This window comes from Brasilonema angustatum (assembly GCF_059505445.1).
Map to the genome: position 1 here is coordinate 1 of NZ_JCACKO010000152.1, position 14,231 is coordinate 14,231.

General features: G+C 42.9%; 10 protein-coding genes and 2 pseudogenes. 5 read left to right on the forward strand and 7 right to left on the reverse strand.

Features of this window, described 5'->3' with window-relative positions; translation table 11 throughout:
* Positions 1-116 precede the first annotated feature (116 nt).
* From AC5JM2_RS32745 to AC5JM2_RS32755, 3 genes are all read right to left on the reverse strand, one after another.
* On the reverse strand, positions 117-1,211 hold the full coding sequence (locus AC5JM2_RS32745; RefSeq protein WP_495839873.1) for a Gfo/Idh/MocA family protein: 1,095 nt from the start codon (positions 1,209-1,211) through the stop codon (positions 117-119).
* A 141-nt stretch (positions 1,212-1,352) separates the two neighbouring features.
* Positions 1,353-2,345: a nucleotide-binding protein gene (locus AC5JM2_RS32750; RefSeq protein ID WP_495839875.1), complete on the reverse strand. Its 993-nt coding sequence runs from the start codon at positions 2,343-2,345 to the stop codon at positions 1,353-1,355.
* 103 nt (positions 2,346-2,448) lie between these two features.
* Entirely contained in the window at positions 2,449-3,558 is a 1,110-nt protein-coding gene (locus tag AC5JM2_RS32755; protein ID WP_495839877.1) for a precorrin-8X methylmutase, read from the reverse strand.
* Positions 3,559-3,750: 192 nt separating this feature from the next.
* Here AC5JM2_RS32755 and AC5JM2_RS32760 point away from each other — a divergent pair, with 192 nt between their 5' ends.
* The 4 genes and pseudogenes from AC5JM2_RS32760 (at position 3,751) to AC5JM2_RS32775 (ending at position 9,337) form a co-directional block, all read left to right on the forward strand.
* Complete coding sequence (locus tag AC5JM2_RS32760) at positions 3,751-6,072, forward strand: response regulator (protein ID WP_495839879.1); 2,322 nt, start codon at positions 3,751-3,753, stop codon at positions 6,070-6,072.
* A 346-nt stretch (positions 6,073-6,418) separates the two neighbouring features.
* Positions 6,419-8,161, forward strand: a pseudogene (locus tag AC5JM2_RS32765) (PAS domain S-box protein); the annotation flags it as partial.
* Positions 8,162-8,188: 27 nt separating this feature from the next.
* A pseudogene (locus AC5JM2_RS32770) lies at positions 8,189-8,920 on the forward strand (sensor histidine kinase); the annotation flags it as partial.
* 48 nt (positions 8,921-8,968) lie between these two features.
* Positions 8,969-9,337: a response regulator gene (locus tag AC5JM2_RS32775; RefSeq protein ID WP_495839881.1), complete on the forward strand. Its 369-nt coding sequence runs from the start codon at positions 8,969-8,971 to the stop codon at positions 9,335-9,337.
* A gap of 64 nt (positions 9,338-9,401) precedes the next feature.
* Here the strand turns inward: AC5JM2_RS32775 and AC5JM2_RS32780 are convergent, their stop codons facing one another.
* From AC5JM2_RS32780 to AC5JM2_RS32790, 3 genes are all read right to left on the reverse strand, one after another.
* Positions 9,402-9,629: a hypothetical protein gene (locus tag AC5JM2_RS32780; RefSeq protein WP_495839883.1), complete on the reverse strand. Its 228-nt coding sequence runs from the start codon at positions 9,627-9,629 to the stop codon at positions 9,402-9,404.
* A gap of 142 nt (positions 9,630-9,771) precedes the next feature.
* A complete protein-coding gene (locus AC5JM2_RS32785; RefSeq protein WP_495839885.1) occupies positions 9,772-10,905 on the reverse strand; it encodes an RNA-guided endonuclease InsQ/TnpB family protein in 1,134 nt (377 codons plus the stop codon).
* Positions 10,905-11,546 carry an IS607 family transposase gene (locus tag AC5JM2_RS32790; RefSeq protein WP_495839887.1) on the reverse strand — a complete coding sequence of 214 codons (642 nt, stop codon included), beginning with the start codon at positions 11,544-11,546 and terminating at the stop codon, positions 10,905-10,907. Before AC5JM2_RS32790 ends, AC5JM2_RS32785 begins: the two co-directional genes overlap by 1 nt.
* 208 nt (positions 11,547-11,754) lie before the next feature.
* Here AC5JM2_RS32790 and AC5JM2_RS32795 point away from each other — a divergent pair, with 208 nt between their 5' ends.
* Positions 11,755-12,762 (forward strand): IS630 family transposase, encoded by a 1,008-nt coding sequence (locus AC5JM2_RS32795; RefSeq protein WP_495839889.1) that lies wholly within the window; start codon positions 11,755-11,757, stop codon positions 12,760-12,762.
* Here the strand turns inward: AC5JM2_RS32795 and AC5JM2_RS32800 are convergent.
* Entirely contained in the window at positions 12,710-14,209 is a 1,500-nt protein-coding gene (locus AC5JM2_RS32800; protein WP_495839891.1) for an FGGY-family carbohydrate kinase, read from the reverse strand. The two genes, AC5JM2_RS32795 and AC5JM2_RS32800, sit on opposite strands and share 53 nt — an antisense overlap.
* Positions 14,210-14,231: the final 22 nt, after the last annotated feature.

Below are 14,231 nucleotides of genomic sequence, written 5' to 3' on the forward strand. Positions count from 1 at the left end.
AGAAAGAATTAGAGACTAATCATTTGTATCAAGGATTTCGTGAAATGGTATAACTGGTAACTGATAACTGATAAAGATGTACCTAGCTTCGTCAAAAATAAAATATGAGTTCTATATTAAGCAAGAAAATCTTCCAAGCTTAGTACATTTACCCAACTTGAACTGTTATTAGATTCATGGGATAAATCCATTAATAACTGAGAGTAAATCCCTTCTCGTAAGGATGGAACGATTTGTTTTTTGGATTCAATTCCTTGCACCCATTCATCTACAACTCTCAAAAATGCAGAAATGCGACCATCTGAGTGATTTTTCGGAAACAATAATCGATTGGGAATTTCAATTTCAGTTAATGGTTTACCTGGTTGAGAAGACAAAACACGAAACCCATGTACGTAATCTTTTTGATTTTCACTTCCTAATACTAGAGTTGCGCGATCGCCATACACTTCTATCCAATGAGTACGCGATGCATGAACCACAGCACTGATAGAAACTTGACAAGGTGTCCCATCTGCCAACTCTAACATCAGCATACAGGTGTCATCGGTTTCTACGGGCTTTAATTCTCCAGTGTTGGAGTCTAGTCGTTCGGCGATCGCGGTAGTGAAATGGGCGTTTAACTTGCGTACAGGACCAAATAGCCAATGAATATAATCAAAAGTGTGAGAACCCAAAGATCCTAATGCACCGCCTCCTTGGTCTTTACGAGAATACCAGTTCCAAGGGCGTCCAGCATCAGCACGAGAAGAACCTAGCCAATCAATTCTAATCAAACGCTTTGAACCCACATAACCTTGTGACAACAATTCCGAAAAGAATTGCCATCCTGGTACAAAGCGAAATTCAAAGTCTACAGTTGCAATCACACCTGCTTTTTGGGCTAACTGGTAAAGTTCTTTAGCTTCGGCTGCATTTAGAGTTGTGGGTTTTTCTATTAATACGTGTTTTCCTGCTTGCAGCGCTGCTTTTGCCATTTCGTAATGCAAAAATGGTGGTGTGGAAATGCTTACTGCTTGGACTTCTTGCAGCCTAACGATATCTGTGATTGTATTGCAGGCGTGAGGAATATTGTAGGATTGTGCGATCGCTTTAGCTTTATTTAAATCTTGGTTATATACAGCAACGATCTGTGTCTGAGGATGAGCCAGAAATCCAGGAATATGCACTTTCTGACCAAATCCCGTGCCAATAACAGCAACGCCAATCACAGTAAATGAATTCCTTTTTATATTTTTCTGAGTTATTTTACCATTAACAGGGAATAGGGAACAGGGAACAGGGAACAGTGAACAGTAAACAGGGAACAAGGGGTGGACGAGTCTGTTTCCTACCTAGATAACTGATAACTGTTAAGCTGTAGCGAGTTTGTTGCTTTGAAAGCGCTCAAATGGATTGAAACCAGGTTGAATTTGTGCTGTAAAGTGGACTCCTGCCCAATCATGTGCAGTTTCTTCGTGATGGTAAAGCATTCGAGTGAGTCGGTTTTCCCAGTTCTGTGAGGGAAGCTGACGCAATAAATCGGTAAGGCTATAGAATGCATCCAACACCGTGAAGCTAGCTTCGCGCACATGAGGTGGACGAGAAAGTACTAATGAGTCCCGTTGGACAAAAAATGCGTCGTGGGGAATGACTGCATCCACAGTTCGCATGAGATAATTTTCAATTGCTGCGACTTCGTGACGAGAGTGGATGTCAGTCGCCACGACTAGCATTTCAATACCAAAGTTTTTGGCGTGTGCGAGAAAATCCCCTGCATTGCTAACTGACTTGCGCGTTGGTTTGACAACATAGATATTTGTGTCGAACAAGCTTGGTAAGGGTGAAGCGAAAACATCCTTACCTGCTGACATATCAACAATAATCGCCTCGTTGTGATCTTCCCAAACGTGCTTTAAGAAAATCTCAATCGCCCCGGTTTTGCTGTGAAAGCACTTTTTGCGGTAATCGTCTTGCGTAAAATCACCAACTCGGATCAATTCCACTCCATCAATGAGAGTGACATAGCGATTGCGCCACTCGGCTGGTTCTCTTAACCGCAACAAACGCGATCCTTCCCCAGGCGGAGTTGTTTTTATCATTGGTAAATCAGCAGTAATTCTCGGATTGCTACCAGCAAAGTAAGAACGCAACCAATCTAAATCATTACCAATATCCCGTGCAGTTCCCGAATCTCCCCGCTGCATTTCGACAGGCGTTGCACCCAGTTCTTCAGCTAGATGCAAATTGTGATCGCCATCAATACCTAAAACTTGGAAATCACAGAAATAGTTCAGAAATTGTAAAAGGCAGGTACTAATAGTGGTTTTTCCACTTCCTCCTTTGCCATAAACAGCTAATCTCATCGTTTACTTTGTTTTGTCTTATTTTTGATTCACAACGATATTGGAGCTTATTCTCAAATGTGAAATTAGGAAACAGTGCCGAAAAAACTTTTTGATACTAGTATTAATAGTGGCGTAAGTAACAATGACAGTCAGGTTTTTCAATAAGTGACTCTACCAAAGAATTCAGGACAGTCGCAGCTAACAAGCCACCTCCCAAAGTTCCTTCAATTGTAATAAAAGGCACGTTCGATTGCATCAATTGTCGCTTAGCAGCTGGAGCATGACTAAAGCCAATGGGCATACCAATGACTAGCGCTGGTTGAATTTCTTGGTTTTGGATGGCTTTACATACAGAAAGCAGCACACTAGGAGCATAGCCAATCACTAACACACAACCTGGGGAGACTTGCTGTAATTTTTCCTGCCATTGTTGATCCAGCCAAAATGCTTTTTCTGCTTCTGTGGCTGTCGTAATATGAGAGTTATCAATCAACGTTTCCACTGGACATCCCAAATGAGCTAACCTCGTTGTATCCAACGCAGCAGCTACCGTTGGAATATCCGCAACTATCTGACAGCCGGATTTGAGGACTTCACGACTTGTGGCGATCGCCTTATCACTCAACCTCACAAACGACGCCAAACTGACATCGCCACAAGCTAAAACCAGGTTTGAGATCAGGTCTTGTTCAATTTCAGAACGCCTAGAAAGGTCAGGTAGCAGGCGTTCCAACGATTCAGTAAAAGCTTCTGGGTGAGCATGAACTTCAGCATCCAACCCATCCCAGAGTTTTTCTAGTCCGCCGAGTCCTGTTTGAGTATCTACCTCCAGTAGCTTGAGTTGTGCTAAAACTTCAGCTTGGATGATTTCACAATCGCGATCGCGCCCCAGTAACCCTTCTAATGCAGATGCTGTTTGCCGTAGTTGAGAAATTTGCTGTATGACTGCGCGATATTGTAGCTGCAGTTGCGTCATCAAGTTAGCAGTTGTGTCTTGTTGTGGTTCCACTTCCAGTATTTGGCGGATGTGGTTGAGTTGAAACCCTTGCTGCTTGAGTGCGACGATGCGTTGTAATCTGAGTACATCGTTGTCAGTATAGAGGCGGTAGTTACTGGGCGATCGCACTGGTTGAGGAAGTAACCCCAATTCATGATAGTGGCGAACCATGCGCGGAGTCATCCCGCCTCCCACTGCTTGGGTAAATTCTTTGATAGCAAGGAGTTTAGTCATTGAAGTTTTGTTAAATAAAAGCAGTGAACTAAATTTGAACTAAATACAAAAAAAATTGACACTCCTCATGCCTACAAGCATATGGTGTTTCTTTAATTCGTAGCGGGTGGCGTGCCGCCCGTGGGATGCTCCTAAAGCGATAACGCAAAATGAAATCTAAGATGGAATTGATATTGTGTGAGGGAATGCTCAATGAAAATTTTGGTAGTAGAGGATGATGAACGAACCAATGCAATTCTGACAGAAGCGCTCACTGCTCATAACTATATAGTTAATACGGTGGTTGATGGTCAAACAGGTCTACAACTTGTACAAAACTTTGAATATGACCTCATTTTATTGGATATCATGTTACCTGGGTTAGATGGCATTAGTGTTTGTCGTCAACTGCGTCAAGAGCGCTATCAAATACCAATTATGCTACTGACTGCAAAAGACAATAGCCTTGATAAAGTTATGGGCTTAAATGCAGGTGCAGATGATTACATGGTTAAGCCCTTTAATGTGTCAGAACTGATCGCTCGTATCCGCGCCTTGTTGCGACGACCCAAAAGTGCCACACTGACTTTTGTACTGAGTTGGGGAAACCTACAATTTGACACTAGCAAAAGTTTAGTAACTTGTGATCAAAAGCCCCTACGTCTAACAGTAAAAGAATATCAGTTACTAGAGCTTTTCTTGCGGAATCCACACCGGATTTTTAGCAAAAGTGCAATTGTAGAAAATCTGTGGTCTGATGCAGAACATCCAGCAGAGGATGTTGTTAGAACTCATATCAAGGGACTTCGGCAGAAGTTAAAAGCAGGTGGAGTGATCGCAGATTTTCTTGAGACAGTTTATGGTTTGGGGTATCGACTTAAGTCCCCACCTGGAAGTGAGCAATCTACAGATGCAATATCATCTTCACAGTCAATTGAAACCAGCAAAAAGCAAGCTCAAACTGAAATAGTGGAATCGCTTGCTAAACTCTGGGAACGATTTAAGGATAGCTTTATTGATGAAGTAGAATCTATATTGCAAGCGATAACTGCTTTGGAAGCAGGTATTCTCGAACCTGAAGTACAACAAAAAGCAAAGCATAAAGCCCACAAATTAGCAGGAGCATTGGGATCTTTCGGTTTTCATGAAGGTTCAAGTTTGGCAAGGGAAATTGAGCAATTGCTCTCAGTCACAAATTTAGATCGCCTTCAAACAGAACAATTATCAAAACTGGTGAATTTATTGCAACAGGAGTTACAGAAGCCGCCAGTTTTGCCGACTTCTACTGCTGTCTGTTTTGCGCAACATGGTCTGATACTAGTGATTGATGATGATCCAGCACTGGCAGAGCGAATTCGGCTTGAAGCAGCTGCGTGGGGTTTTCAAGTAGAAGTTGCCCCCAGTTTGGCTGCTGCGAGTGAGGCAATGACAAACAATCTTCCTGATGTCATCCTACTCGACCTTACGTTTGCTGAACCTGCCGAAAGTGGACTGACTTTCTTAGCCCAACTGAGAAACCAGCACTTAGAGATTCCAGTTATAGTTTTAACAGGACGAAATAGTTTAGCTGACAGGTTAGAAGCCGCTTGTTTAGGGAGTCATGCTTTTATACACAAATCAGTCTGTTCTAGTGAAATACTGAGGGCAGTCACTCAGGTACTCAATCATGCTCAAACGGCCCAAGCTAAAGTCATGATTGTAGATGATGATCCCAAACTGCTAGAGAGTTTGTCTGCATTACTTGAACCGTGGGGGCTTCATCTCACAACCCTTGCAGACCCGCAACAATTTTGGCAAGTACTGGAAGCCTCAGTTCCAGATTTACTGATTTTAGATGTAAAAATGCCTGACATTAACGGGGTTGAACTTTGTCAGGTGGTACGCAATGATCCTCAGTGGAGTCAGTTGCCCGTACTTTTTTTGTCCGCTTGTCATGATGCCCAAACAATGCATCAGGTATTTATAGCAGGTGCAGATGATTATATCCAAAAGCCGATTGTAGGACCAGAACTGATTGCCCGTATTTTCAATCGGTTAGAGCGAACCAAAATCCACCGGGATTTGGCACAAATAGATCCGCTCACGAGTCTAACAAATCGGCAAAAGTCTATTCAACAGCTAACAAGTTTGTTGTATCTGGCAGAACGTCATCATCAACCTTTTTGTTTTATGCTGTTGAGTTTAGACAACTTCAAACTGGTCAATAATCAATACGGTTATGATTCCGGAGATATGGTTCTTAGCCAATTCGGAAAACTCTTAAAGCAGTCCTTCCAGAGTGGAGATGTTATATCTCGTTGGGGCGGTAAAGAGTTTGTTATTGGTTTATACGGTGTGAAGCGAGAACAAGGTCTCAAGTTGCTGCTAAGGTTCAAAAAAATCTGGAATCAGCAGGAGTTTACTGATACTAATAATCAGATTTTTCGTGCCAGTTGTAGCGCTGGAATAGCACAGTATCCAAATGATGGTGCTGACCTAAAAGAACTTTATCGCGCCGCTGATGCTACACTGTTTCAAGGCAAAATTCTAGAATGAAATCGAGCATTCAAGATAGAGTTATTTATAGCAAAATCAATAGAAAATAGAAAAAGGAAAACATGGGAAATGTCATGAATCCTAATTCTTTTTTACGAATGTAAGCGTCTGCTCTTGTAGAATTTTTAACTAACAAATATTGAATTCGATGAAGCACCGCTTTCAACATAAGTTTATTACCACTGGATTTGGATTGGTATTGCCAACGTTTGTCGGTGTTGGTTGGAGTTTTCAGAATACACCGCAGGCATTGTTTTTAAGTATTAAGCAATCTGCCATTCAATCTCGCATCATTTTTATCTTTGCGTTAGTTGGCTTCAGCCTAAGTCTGGTACTTGTGTGCTCAATGTGTTATTTCTTAAATCGCCAGATAACTGAGCGTCAGCACGCAGAACAGGCACTACGGGAAAGTGAGCAACGGTTTCAGTTCTTAACTGAGGCGACTTTTGAAGGCATTATTATCCATGAGATGGGAAAGATTATTGATGCCAACCAATCCTTTGCTAAGTTGTTCGGTTACGAAACTCAGGAAGTTATTGGTATGTCGGCAAAGGATTTTTTAACACCTGAATCTTTAGCACTGGTCATGAAAAATATTGCGTCTGGTTATGATTCACCATATGAAGTCACTGGTGTCAAGAAAAATGGAACAACTTTCCCATTAGAAGTGGTTGGGAAAAACAGTATCTATCAGGATCGCAAGGTGCGGATGGCTGTAGGGCGCGATATAACAAAGCGTAAGCAAGCCGAAGGGCGTTTGAAAGCCCGTGAGCATCAGCAAGCAGTTGTTGCTCAGCTGGTGGGTCAGCAGGCATTAGCTGGTGTAGCCGTATCTACGTTAATGAATGAAGCAGTGACTCTTGTTGCTCAAAACCTTGAAGTTGAGTATTGCAAAATTTTTGAACTTCTGCCGGATGGACAAGCATTTCTTCTACGGGCTGGAATCGGCTGGCAAGAAGGCTTGGTAAATCACGTCACCGTCGGCACTGATTTAGATTCCCAGGCAGGATACACACTCCTTTCTCAGGAGCCAGTAATTGTAGAAGATTTGCGCCAAGAAACACGATTTCGCGGATCAGCACTCCTGCATAACCATGGTGTCGTGAGTGGTATGACCGTCGTTATTCATGGAATTGATCAACCATTTGGTGTTTTAGGTGCTGACACAACAAGACGACGCACCTTTACTGAAGATGATACTAACTTTCTCCAAGCCGTTGCTAATGTGCTAAGTACAGCCATTGAGCGAAAAAAGACAGAAGAGAAACTGCAACAAGCCCATGATAAGCTGGAAATAGAAGTTGCACTGCGAACAGCCGAATTAAGCAAGATAAACCAACAACTACAAACAGAACTCAGCGAGCACAAACGAACAGAAGCTCTTCTACAAGAAAGCGAAGAACGCTTTCGTAGTGCGTTTGAAAATGCGGCTATTGGAAAGGCTTTGGTCGCAATAGATGGACGTTGGTTGCGGGTCAATCGTTCTTTATGTGAAATTGTCGGCTATTGCGAAGCTGAATTGCTAGCCACAACCTTCCAAGCAATTACCCATCCAGATGACTTAGATATCGATTTGGACTATGTACGCCAAGTGCTCAGTGACAAAATTCGTTACTACGAGATGGAAAAGCGGTATTTCCATAAGCAAGGACACATAGTCTGGATTTTGTTAAGTGGATCGCTGGTTCGTGATACTGAGGGCAAACCACTTTACTTTATTGCTCAAATTCAAGATATCACCCGACGCAAACAAGCAGAGCTGGCGTTGCGAGACAGCGAAAGACGATTCCGAGCTATTTTTGACCAAACGTTTCAATTCATTGGGTTACTCAAGCCAGATGGTACGCTTTTAGAAGCAAATCAGACCGCTCTAGATTTTAGTGGCATTAGTCATACAGATATTGTTGATCGTCCTTTTTGGGAAGCGCGGTGGTGGACGATTTCAACCAAAACCCAGAATCAATTAAAGGAGGCGATCGCCCGTGCTGCGACAGGTGAATTTGTGCGTTATGAAGTGGATGTGTTAGGACGAGGAGACACTGTTGCAACGATTGATTTTTCCCTCAAACCTGTTGTGGATGAGACGAGAAATGTCATTTTATTGATTCCAGAAGGTCGGGATATTAGTGAACGCAAGCGAGTAGAAAAAATGAAAAACGAGTTTATCTCGGTCGTTAGCCACGAGTTGCGAACACCCCTGAGTTCTATTCGGGGATCGTTAGGGTTACTCGCCTCTCGACGACTCGATAGCCAGCCTCAGAAGCAAGAGCGAATGTTAGAAATTGCGGTAGCTGAAACCGAACGCTTAACACGTTTGGTCAATGACATTCTAGATTTAGAACGACTGGAGTCAGGTAAAATTGTTTTAGAGAAAACCTCATGTGACACGGCAACCCTCATGTTGCAATCAGTAGAAGTTCTACGACTGCTTGCTGAGGAATCCAAAATTACGCTTAACATTTCTCCCCTATCTGTTCAAGTCTGGGCTGATTCTGATCGCATCATTCAAGTACTCGTAAATATACTTGGTAACGCTGTCAAGTTTTCACCTGCGGGAAGTACTGTTTGGTTGAGTGCAGAACTGTCTCAAAACCCAATACTCAACACCCCTCAAGTCTTGTTTCAAGTAAAAGACCAGGGAAGGGGTATTCCAACAGATAAGCTAGAAAGTATCTTTAGACGATTCCAGCAAGTCGATGCTTCAGATTCTCGAAGTAAGGGAGGAACAGGTTTAGGATTAGCGATTTGCCGGAGTATAGTAAAGCAGCACGGCGGGCAAATCTGGGTCCAAAGCGTTTTGGGACAAGGCAGTACTTTCTACTTTACCTTACCAGTTCTACCAAAGTAGAATAAACTGTCATGTTGGTTACGAATACTCAAGAAACTCATTGAAATCATGTCAAGGCGAATTTTACTGATAGATGATGAAGAACGTCTGAGCGAGGTGGTTCAAACTTGTTTAGAAATTATGGGTGACTGGGAAGTTCTGAGTGCAGGAACAGCAAAAGAAGGCTTGCTCAAAGCAAAAACAGAACATCCGGATGCGATTCTACTCGATGTGATGATGCCTGATATGGATGGTATCACTCTATTTCGTCATTTGCAGCAGAACCGTGCAACTCAATTGATTCCAGTCATTTTGCTGACAGCTAAAATGCAACCCGTTGATCAGGCTCAATTTGCTCAACTAGGGGTGGCTGGAGTGATAGCCAAGCCTTTTGACGCTTTGACATTGGCAGAACAAGTGGCTGAATTACTCAATTAAACAAAGAAGTTCTCAGGAAGAGCCTGGGCCGTCACCGGGTTTCCCGACTTGGGGCGACTGCCGTTCAGGAGTGATAATACTGTAACATTAAGAACTGAAGTAAATTATCTTGCGCTCTCTTCAGACTGTGCTTGTTGTACTTTTTTGCTTTTTCTAAATCTCCCAAGTAAAAGTAAGCCTCTGCTAAAGACCGCAGACAAGTCGCTTCTCCTTGGGGATAACATAACCGACGAGCACTGTACCAACCCTGTCGGTAAATGTAGATTGCAGCTTTTATCCAACCTTGAGACATATAAATGTCTCCCAGACCGTTACATAAATCCTAATCAAACCTAGTCAACACCTATCAAAGCTATTCACTGGGTTTGAGTTTCGTTTACTTCCTGCTTCATTCTGGCAACGTCGGCGTTAACCAGTCCACAGGCTCAAACGGTCTAACTGACCGCGTTCTTCAAATTGACGGTTCGACTCCGCTCACCGTCAACCTTGAGCGAAGCCGAAAGGTTGATTGCTGCGTTCAAATCACGGTCAATAACAAAGCCACAATGACCGCATTCAAACACTCGCTCATTCAAAGTGAGCGTTTCCTTTTTGGTTCGGCAGTTGGAGCATGTCTTGGAACTTGGAAACCATCGGTCAACTACAACAAGCTTTGAACCGTACAGTTCGCACTTGTAGGTTAACTGACGACGGAACTCAAAAAACGACATATCAGCGATAGATGCAGCTAGCTTATGATTAGTCAACATTCCTGACACATTGAGGTTTTCAATCACTATCGTGCCGTGGTTCTTGGCTAACAGTGTTGTAAGTTTGTGTAACGTGTCCTTGCGGATGTTGGCAATTTTTCTGTGCAGCCTAGCTATCTGCATCTGAGCTTTTTTCCAGTTAGCAGAACCAATGATTTTATGGCGATTCAACCATTGCATTCTGCTTAGCTTGGATTCATTTTTTTTGTAGGATTTTGCGCCAGTGACCACCTCACCAGTAGAAAGTGTGGCTAGTGCTTTAACGCCGAGGTCAACTCCTACAACGCCTGCGTGGTTTAATTCTTGAGTGTCTACTTCAAAGCGGAATGAGATGAACCATCTATCAGCTTGACGGGAAATTGTTGCAGATTTGGTTGATACTTGAGGTAGACGTTCATAAGTTTTGAGAACTCCAATCACTGGTACTTGAATTTTGTTGTTGCCGCAAATCTTCACTGTACCTTCAAGTGTGAAAGAATCACGTCTACCTTTTTTCTTAAATTTTGGAACACCAGCAGTTTTATTAAAACAACGCTTCCACGATTCGCGTAACGCCATCAAAGCTTGCTGTGGGGTGGATTTGCTGACTTCGTAGTACCATTCGTTCTCGCTTTTTACCAATGCTACTAACCATTTGTGCAAGTCAATAGCACTAGGAAATTTAATTTTGGAATCAGGATTAATCTTGTTGTGATCCAAAATTTGCTTGGTCAGTCCAAGTCCCCAATTCCAAGCATGACGAGCCACACCACAATGCTTCATTAATGCTGTACGCTGTTGATTGTTCAGTTTCAACTCAGTCTTGAAACCCAGCAACACTACGATACCTCCTTAACTACTTGACTCATACCATCAATCAACTTCTTGTTTTTCTTGCTTCTAGAACCATACAAACGAGCGCTAAACACTGTTATGAGTTCAATCATGTCTTGAACTAGCTCTTGTTCAAAAGGTATCTCTTCGTTACTTTTGTTGATAATGACTACTTCAGTCTCAAACTCTTCACACATAGCAAACACCAACTCAGCACCGAATCTTAGCAGTCTGTCCTTATGGCTTAGTACCAGTCTGGCGACATCACCTTGCATGATACGTTTAAGCAATTTCTGCAATCCTTTTTTCTGGTAATTCAAACCACTTCCTAAATCTTGAATGGTTTCAAACTGCCAGCCATTAGCAGAACTGAAAGCTTCCAATACCTGAGCTTGCCGTACTAAATCTTCTTTTTGGTCGTGGCTTGAAACTCTGGCGTAATTAATGGTTATACGCTCATCTAGCTGTTTTAAGTCTCGTGGTGTAATACGTTTAATGTCTGCTAAGTAAAATCTTCTTTGATTGGAAGGTGAGCGCTCTGAACGAATCTTTCCTGAGTCTGCCCACCTCCTTAAAGTTATGACTGAAACGCCAAGTTCTTTTGCGGCGTCCCCAATACTCATTGTCATTTCTGGAATGTTCGTCATTGTAGTTATCTACTCGAAACTACAATCTATTATCTACTCATTTTGGAAGAAATGAAAAGAGATGATAAGGAATTAAGTTACAGTATCCAACCCTTCATATTTTGGACTTGTAATTCACCAGCGCCTATCTCCTTGGCAATTCTCCAACTCAGGTTGTAGTACTTTGTCGCCTCAGCGATATTGTTCATATAGGATTCCTATTTGATTTTTGAAAAAAAAGCGAGAGAATACGGAGGGGTGTACAAGTGTAAGAGCAGACAATGAAAAATCAGCATCTACAAACCGCAGTACTGCCTGCGGAAGTGGCAACTGCGATGCGATACGCCCTTGGCGTCTGCGCTTTGCGCAATCGCACGAAACCACTCAAAGGGCGATCGCCAAACTACAAGAATTTATTGCTTTGCGTCCAAATGCGCGTGAGGTAAGGAAAGCACTAGTAGTCAAGCTGGTTTATCAAGGCTACTTGTATGAAGAAATTCAGACAATTCTAGATGTGTCACTGGGTTCAATAACAGGTTGGAAACAAGCCTACGAGCGAGATGGAATAGATGGACTGCGGTTGAATCATAAGGGAAGGAAGAGCTACTTGGGTAGCGAACAACGAGAAAAGGTGTTGAGTTGGCTGCAAACAAAGGATTATTGGGAGCTTGGGGAACTGGAGTATAAACTAGCTTTCGAGTACGACGTGGTTTACGAGTCAAAACAAAGTTACTACGACTTGTTTGAAGCAGCAGGAATAAGCGCAGAAGTTAACCACAAAATTAAACCCCAAAGCAGACCAGGATGCTGTTGCAGCAAAAAAAAAGAGATTGAAACACTCTTGGCAAATCACCGCAGTGAAATTGAAACAGGAAAATTGAGAGTGCTGCTAATTGATCAATGTCATTTAATGTGGGGAGACTTAAGTGGTTATGTATGGGGAAAAACTGACCTGGAAATCGCGGTTCCAGTCGTGAATGAGCGAGATAAACAGACATATTACGGAGCAGTGGACTATCTCGAACGAGAATTACTGCTCAAAGCCTACGATGCCGGAAATTCAGAAAATACTATTGATTACCTGCGATATTTGTTAACTCAGTCCCCCAACCAGCGATTACTGATTTTTTGGGATGGTGCGAGTTACCACCGCTCCAAGGCAGTTCGAGGTTTTTTGGACGAGCTTAATCAAGGTCTGCCAACCGACCAATGGAAAATACACTGCTATAAAGTTTAGAGTAGATAGCCTGCTTTTCTTGCGAAGGCGTAAAACGCTCAGCAGTGTGAGTCAGACATTTTGCGGCTGTACCAATATCAGGATACCATCCAACTGCAACTGCTGCGAGAATCCCTGCTCCTAAACAGGTCGCTTCTGTGGTTGTAGAACGCACTATTGGTATACCAGTCACATCAGCTAAAATTTGACACCAAAGATTGCTTGTGCTTCCACCACCCATAACGACATATTCACTAAAACGTTGGTTTGTCGCTGACATGACTGCATCCCCTACCAGTCTTTGCTCAAAGGCAATACCTTCTAAAATCGCTCGGTAAAAATGTTCTTTACCGTGGGTACCTGTCCAACCAATGGTGATACCAGCAGCATTAGCATCCCAGTAGGGGTTCATCACGTTGTTCCAGTAAGGCACTAACATTAATCCTTCAGCACCAGGAGATAGTTTTGCTGCAGCAGTTTCAAGTATCTCTAGTGGACTGAGGTTAAGATTGCAGTTGTGTAAGTCGCTGGCAAACTTTTCTACAAACCAGGTAAGAGTAAAGACACCACCAAGAAGAACAGTTTCTAGAAAATAAGACCCTGCAATCGGTGCATACATGGTGCGAAATGATGAATCGACAAAATACTCCTTACTGATTATACCGCTTGCTATTGCCGTACCTAAATTCAGATAAGCCCGACTATTGCCCACAGCATTAGCACCTAAACCCGCACACTGCCCGTCACCAGCACCCGCAATAACTCGTAAACCTTTAGGTAATCCTGTCGCAGCAGCACCAGTCTCGTTGACATAGCCAATAACCTCTCCTGGCGGAACCAATTCAGCAAATTGTTGTTCTTGCAGTTCGAGTGACGTGAGTAAATCTGTTGCCCAGCAATGAGCTTCCATATTCATTGCTCCCATTGGATCAGCACAAGCCAAACTGGTACGAAAATTTCCGGTTAGGTGATACACCAAGAAGCCATGAACATCTAAGAATTTATAGGTAAGGGCAACATTTTCTGGTTCATGTTGGGTTAACCAGACTATCTTAGCTAAAGAAGGCGTCATAGAGACGGGTTTACCTGTCACTTGGTTGATGTATTGTCCGCCAAATTTTTCATCTAGGAAAGCGACTTGGTTACGACTGCGTTTATCCATCCAGGCGATCGCATTGCGAACAGGTTGACCCTCCCTATCTACTGCCACAAAAGTTTCCCGCTGATGAGTTATGCAAACTGCCTCAACTTGTGATAATTTGATTTGAGTTAGTAATTGTTGTATAGCCTCGCAGGTACTATGCCACCACCGTGCCGCATCCTGTTCGTACCAAGTTGCTTGCGGTTGTAATAGTGGATAAGATGCTTTTCCAGAAGCGACAGCTTTCCCTTGCTGGTTCCATGCGATCGCTTTACATGCTGTTGTACTACAGTCGATGCCTATGACTAACGCGTTATTTTGAATCATGATTTATGCGATTGTCGCCTGA

What these genes read in the sequence shown, in the direction of transcription:
- AC5JM2_RS32750 (WP_495839875.1), bottom strand. Translation starts at nt 2,345, where the DNA reads ATGAGATTAGCTGTTTATGGCAAAGGAGGAAGTGGAAAAACCACTATT.
- AC5JM2_RS32755 (WP_495839877.1), bottom strand. Translation starts at nt 3,558, where the DNA reads ATGACTAAACTCCTTGCTATCAAAGAATTTACCCAAGCAGTGGGAGGC.
- AC5JM2_RS32760 (WP_495839879.1), top strand. Translation starts at nt 3,751, where the DNA reads ATGAAAATTTTGGTAGTAGAGGATGATGAACGAACCAATGCAATTCTG.
- AC5JM2_RS32775 (WP_495839881.1), top strand. Translation starts at nt 8,969, where the DNA reads ATGTCAAGGCGAATTTTACTGATAGATGATGAAGAACGTCTGAGCGAG.
- AC5JM2_RS32780 (WP_495839883.1), bottom strand. Translation starts at nt 9,629, where the DNA reads ATGTCTCAAGGTTGGATAAAAGCTGCAATCTACATTTACCGACAGGGT.
- AC5JM2_RS32790 (WP_495839887.1), bottom strand. Translation starts at nt 11,546, where the DNA reads ATGACGAACATTCCAGAAATGACAATGAGTATTGGGGACGCCGCAAAA.
- AC5JM2_RS32800 (WP_495839891.1), bottom strand. Translation starts at nt 14,209, where the DNA reads ATGATTCAAAATAACGCGTTAGTCATAGGCATCGACTGTAGTACAACA.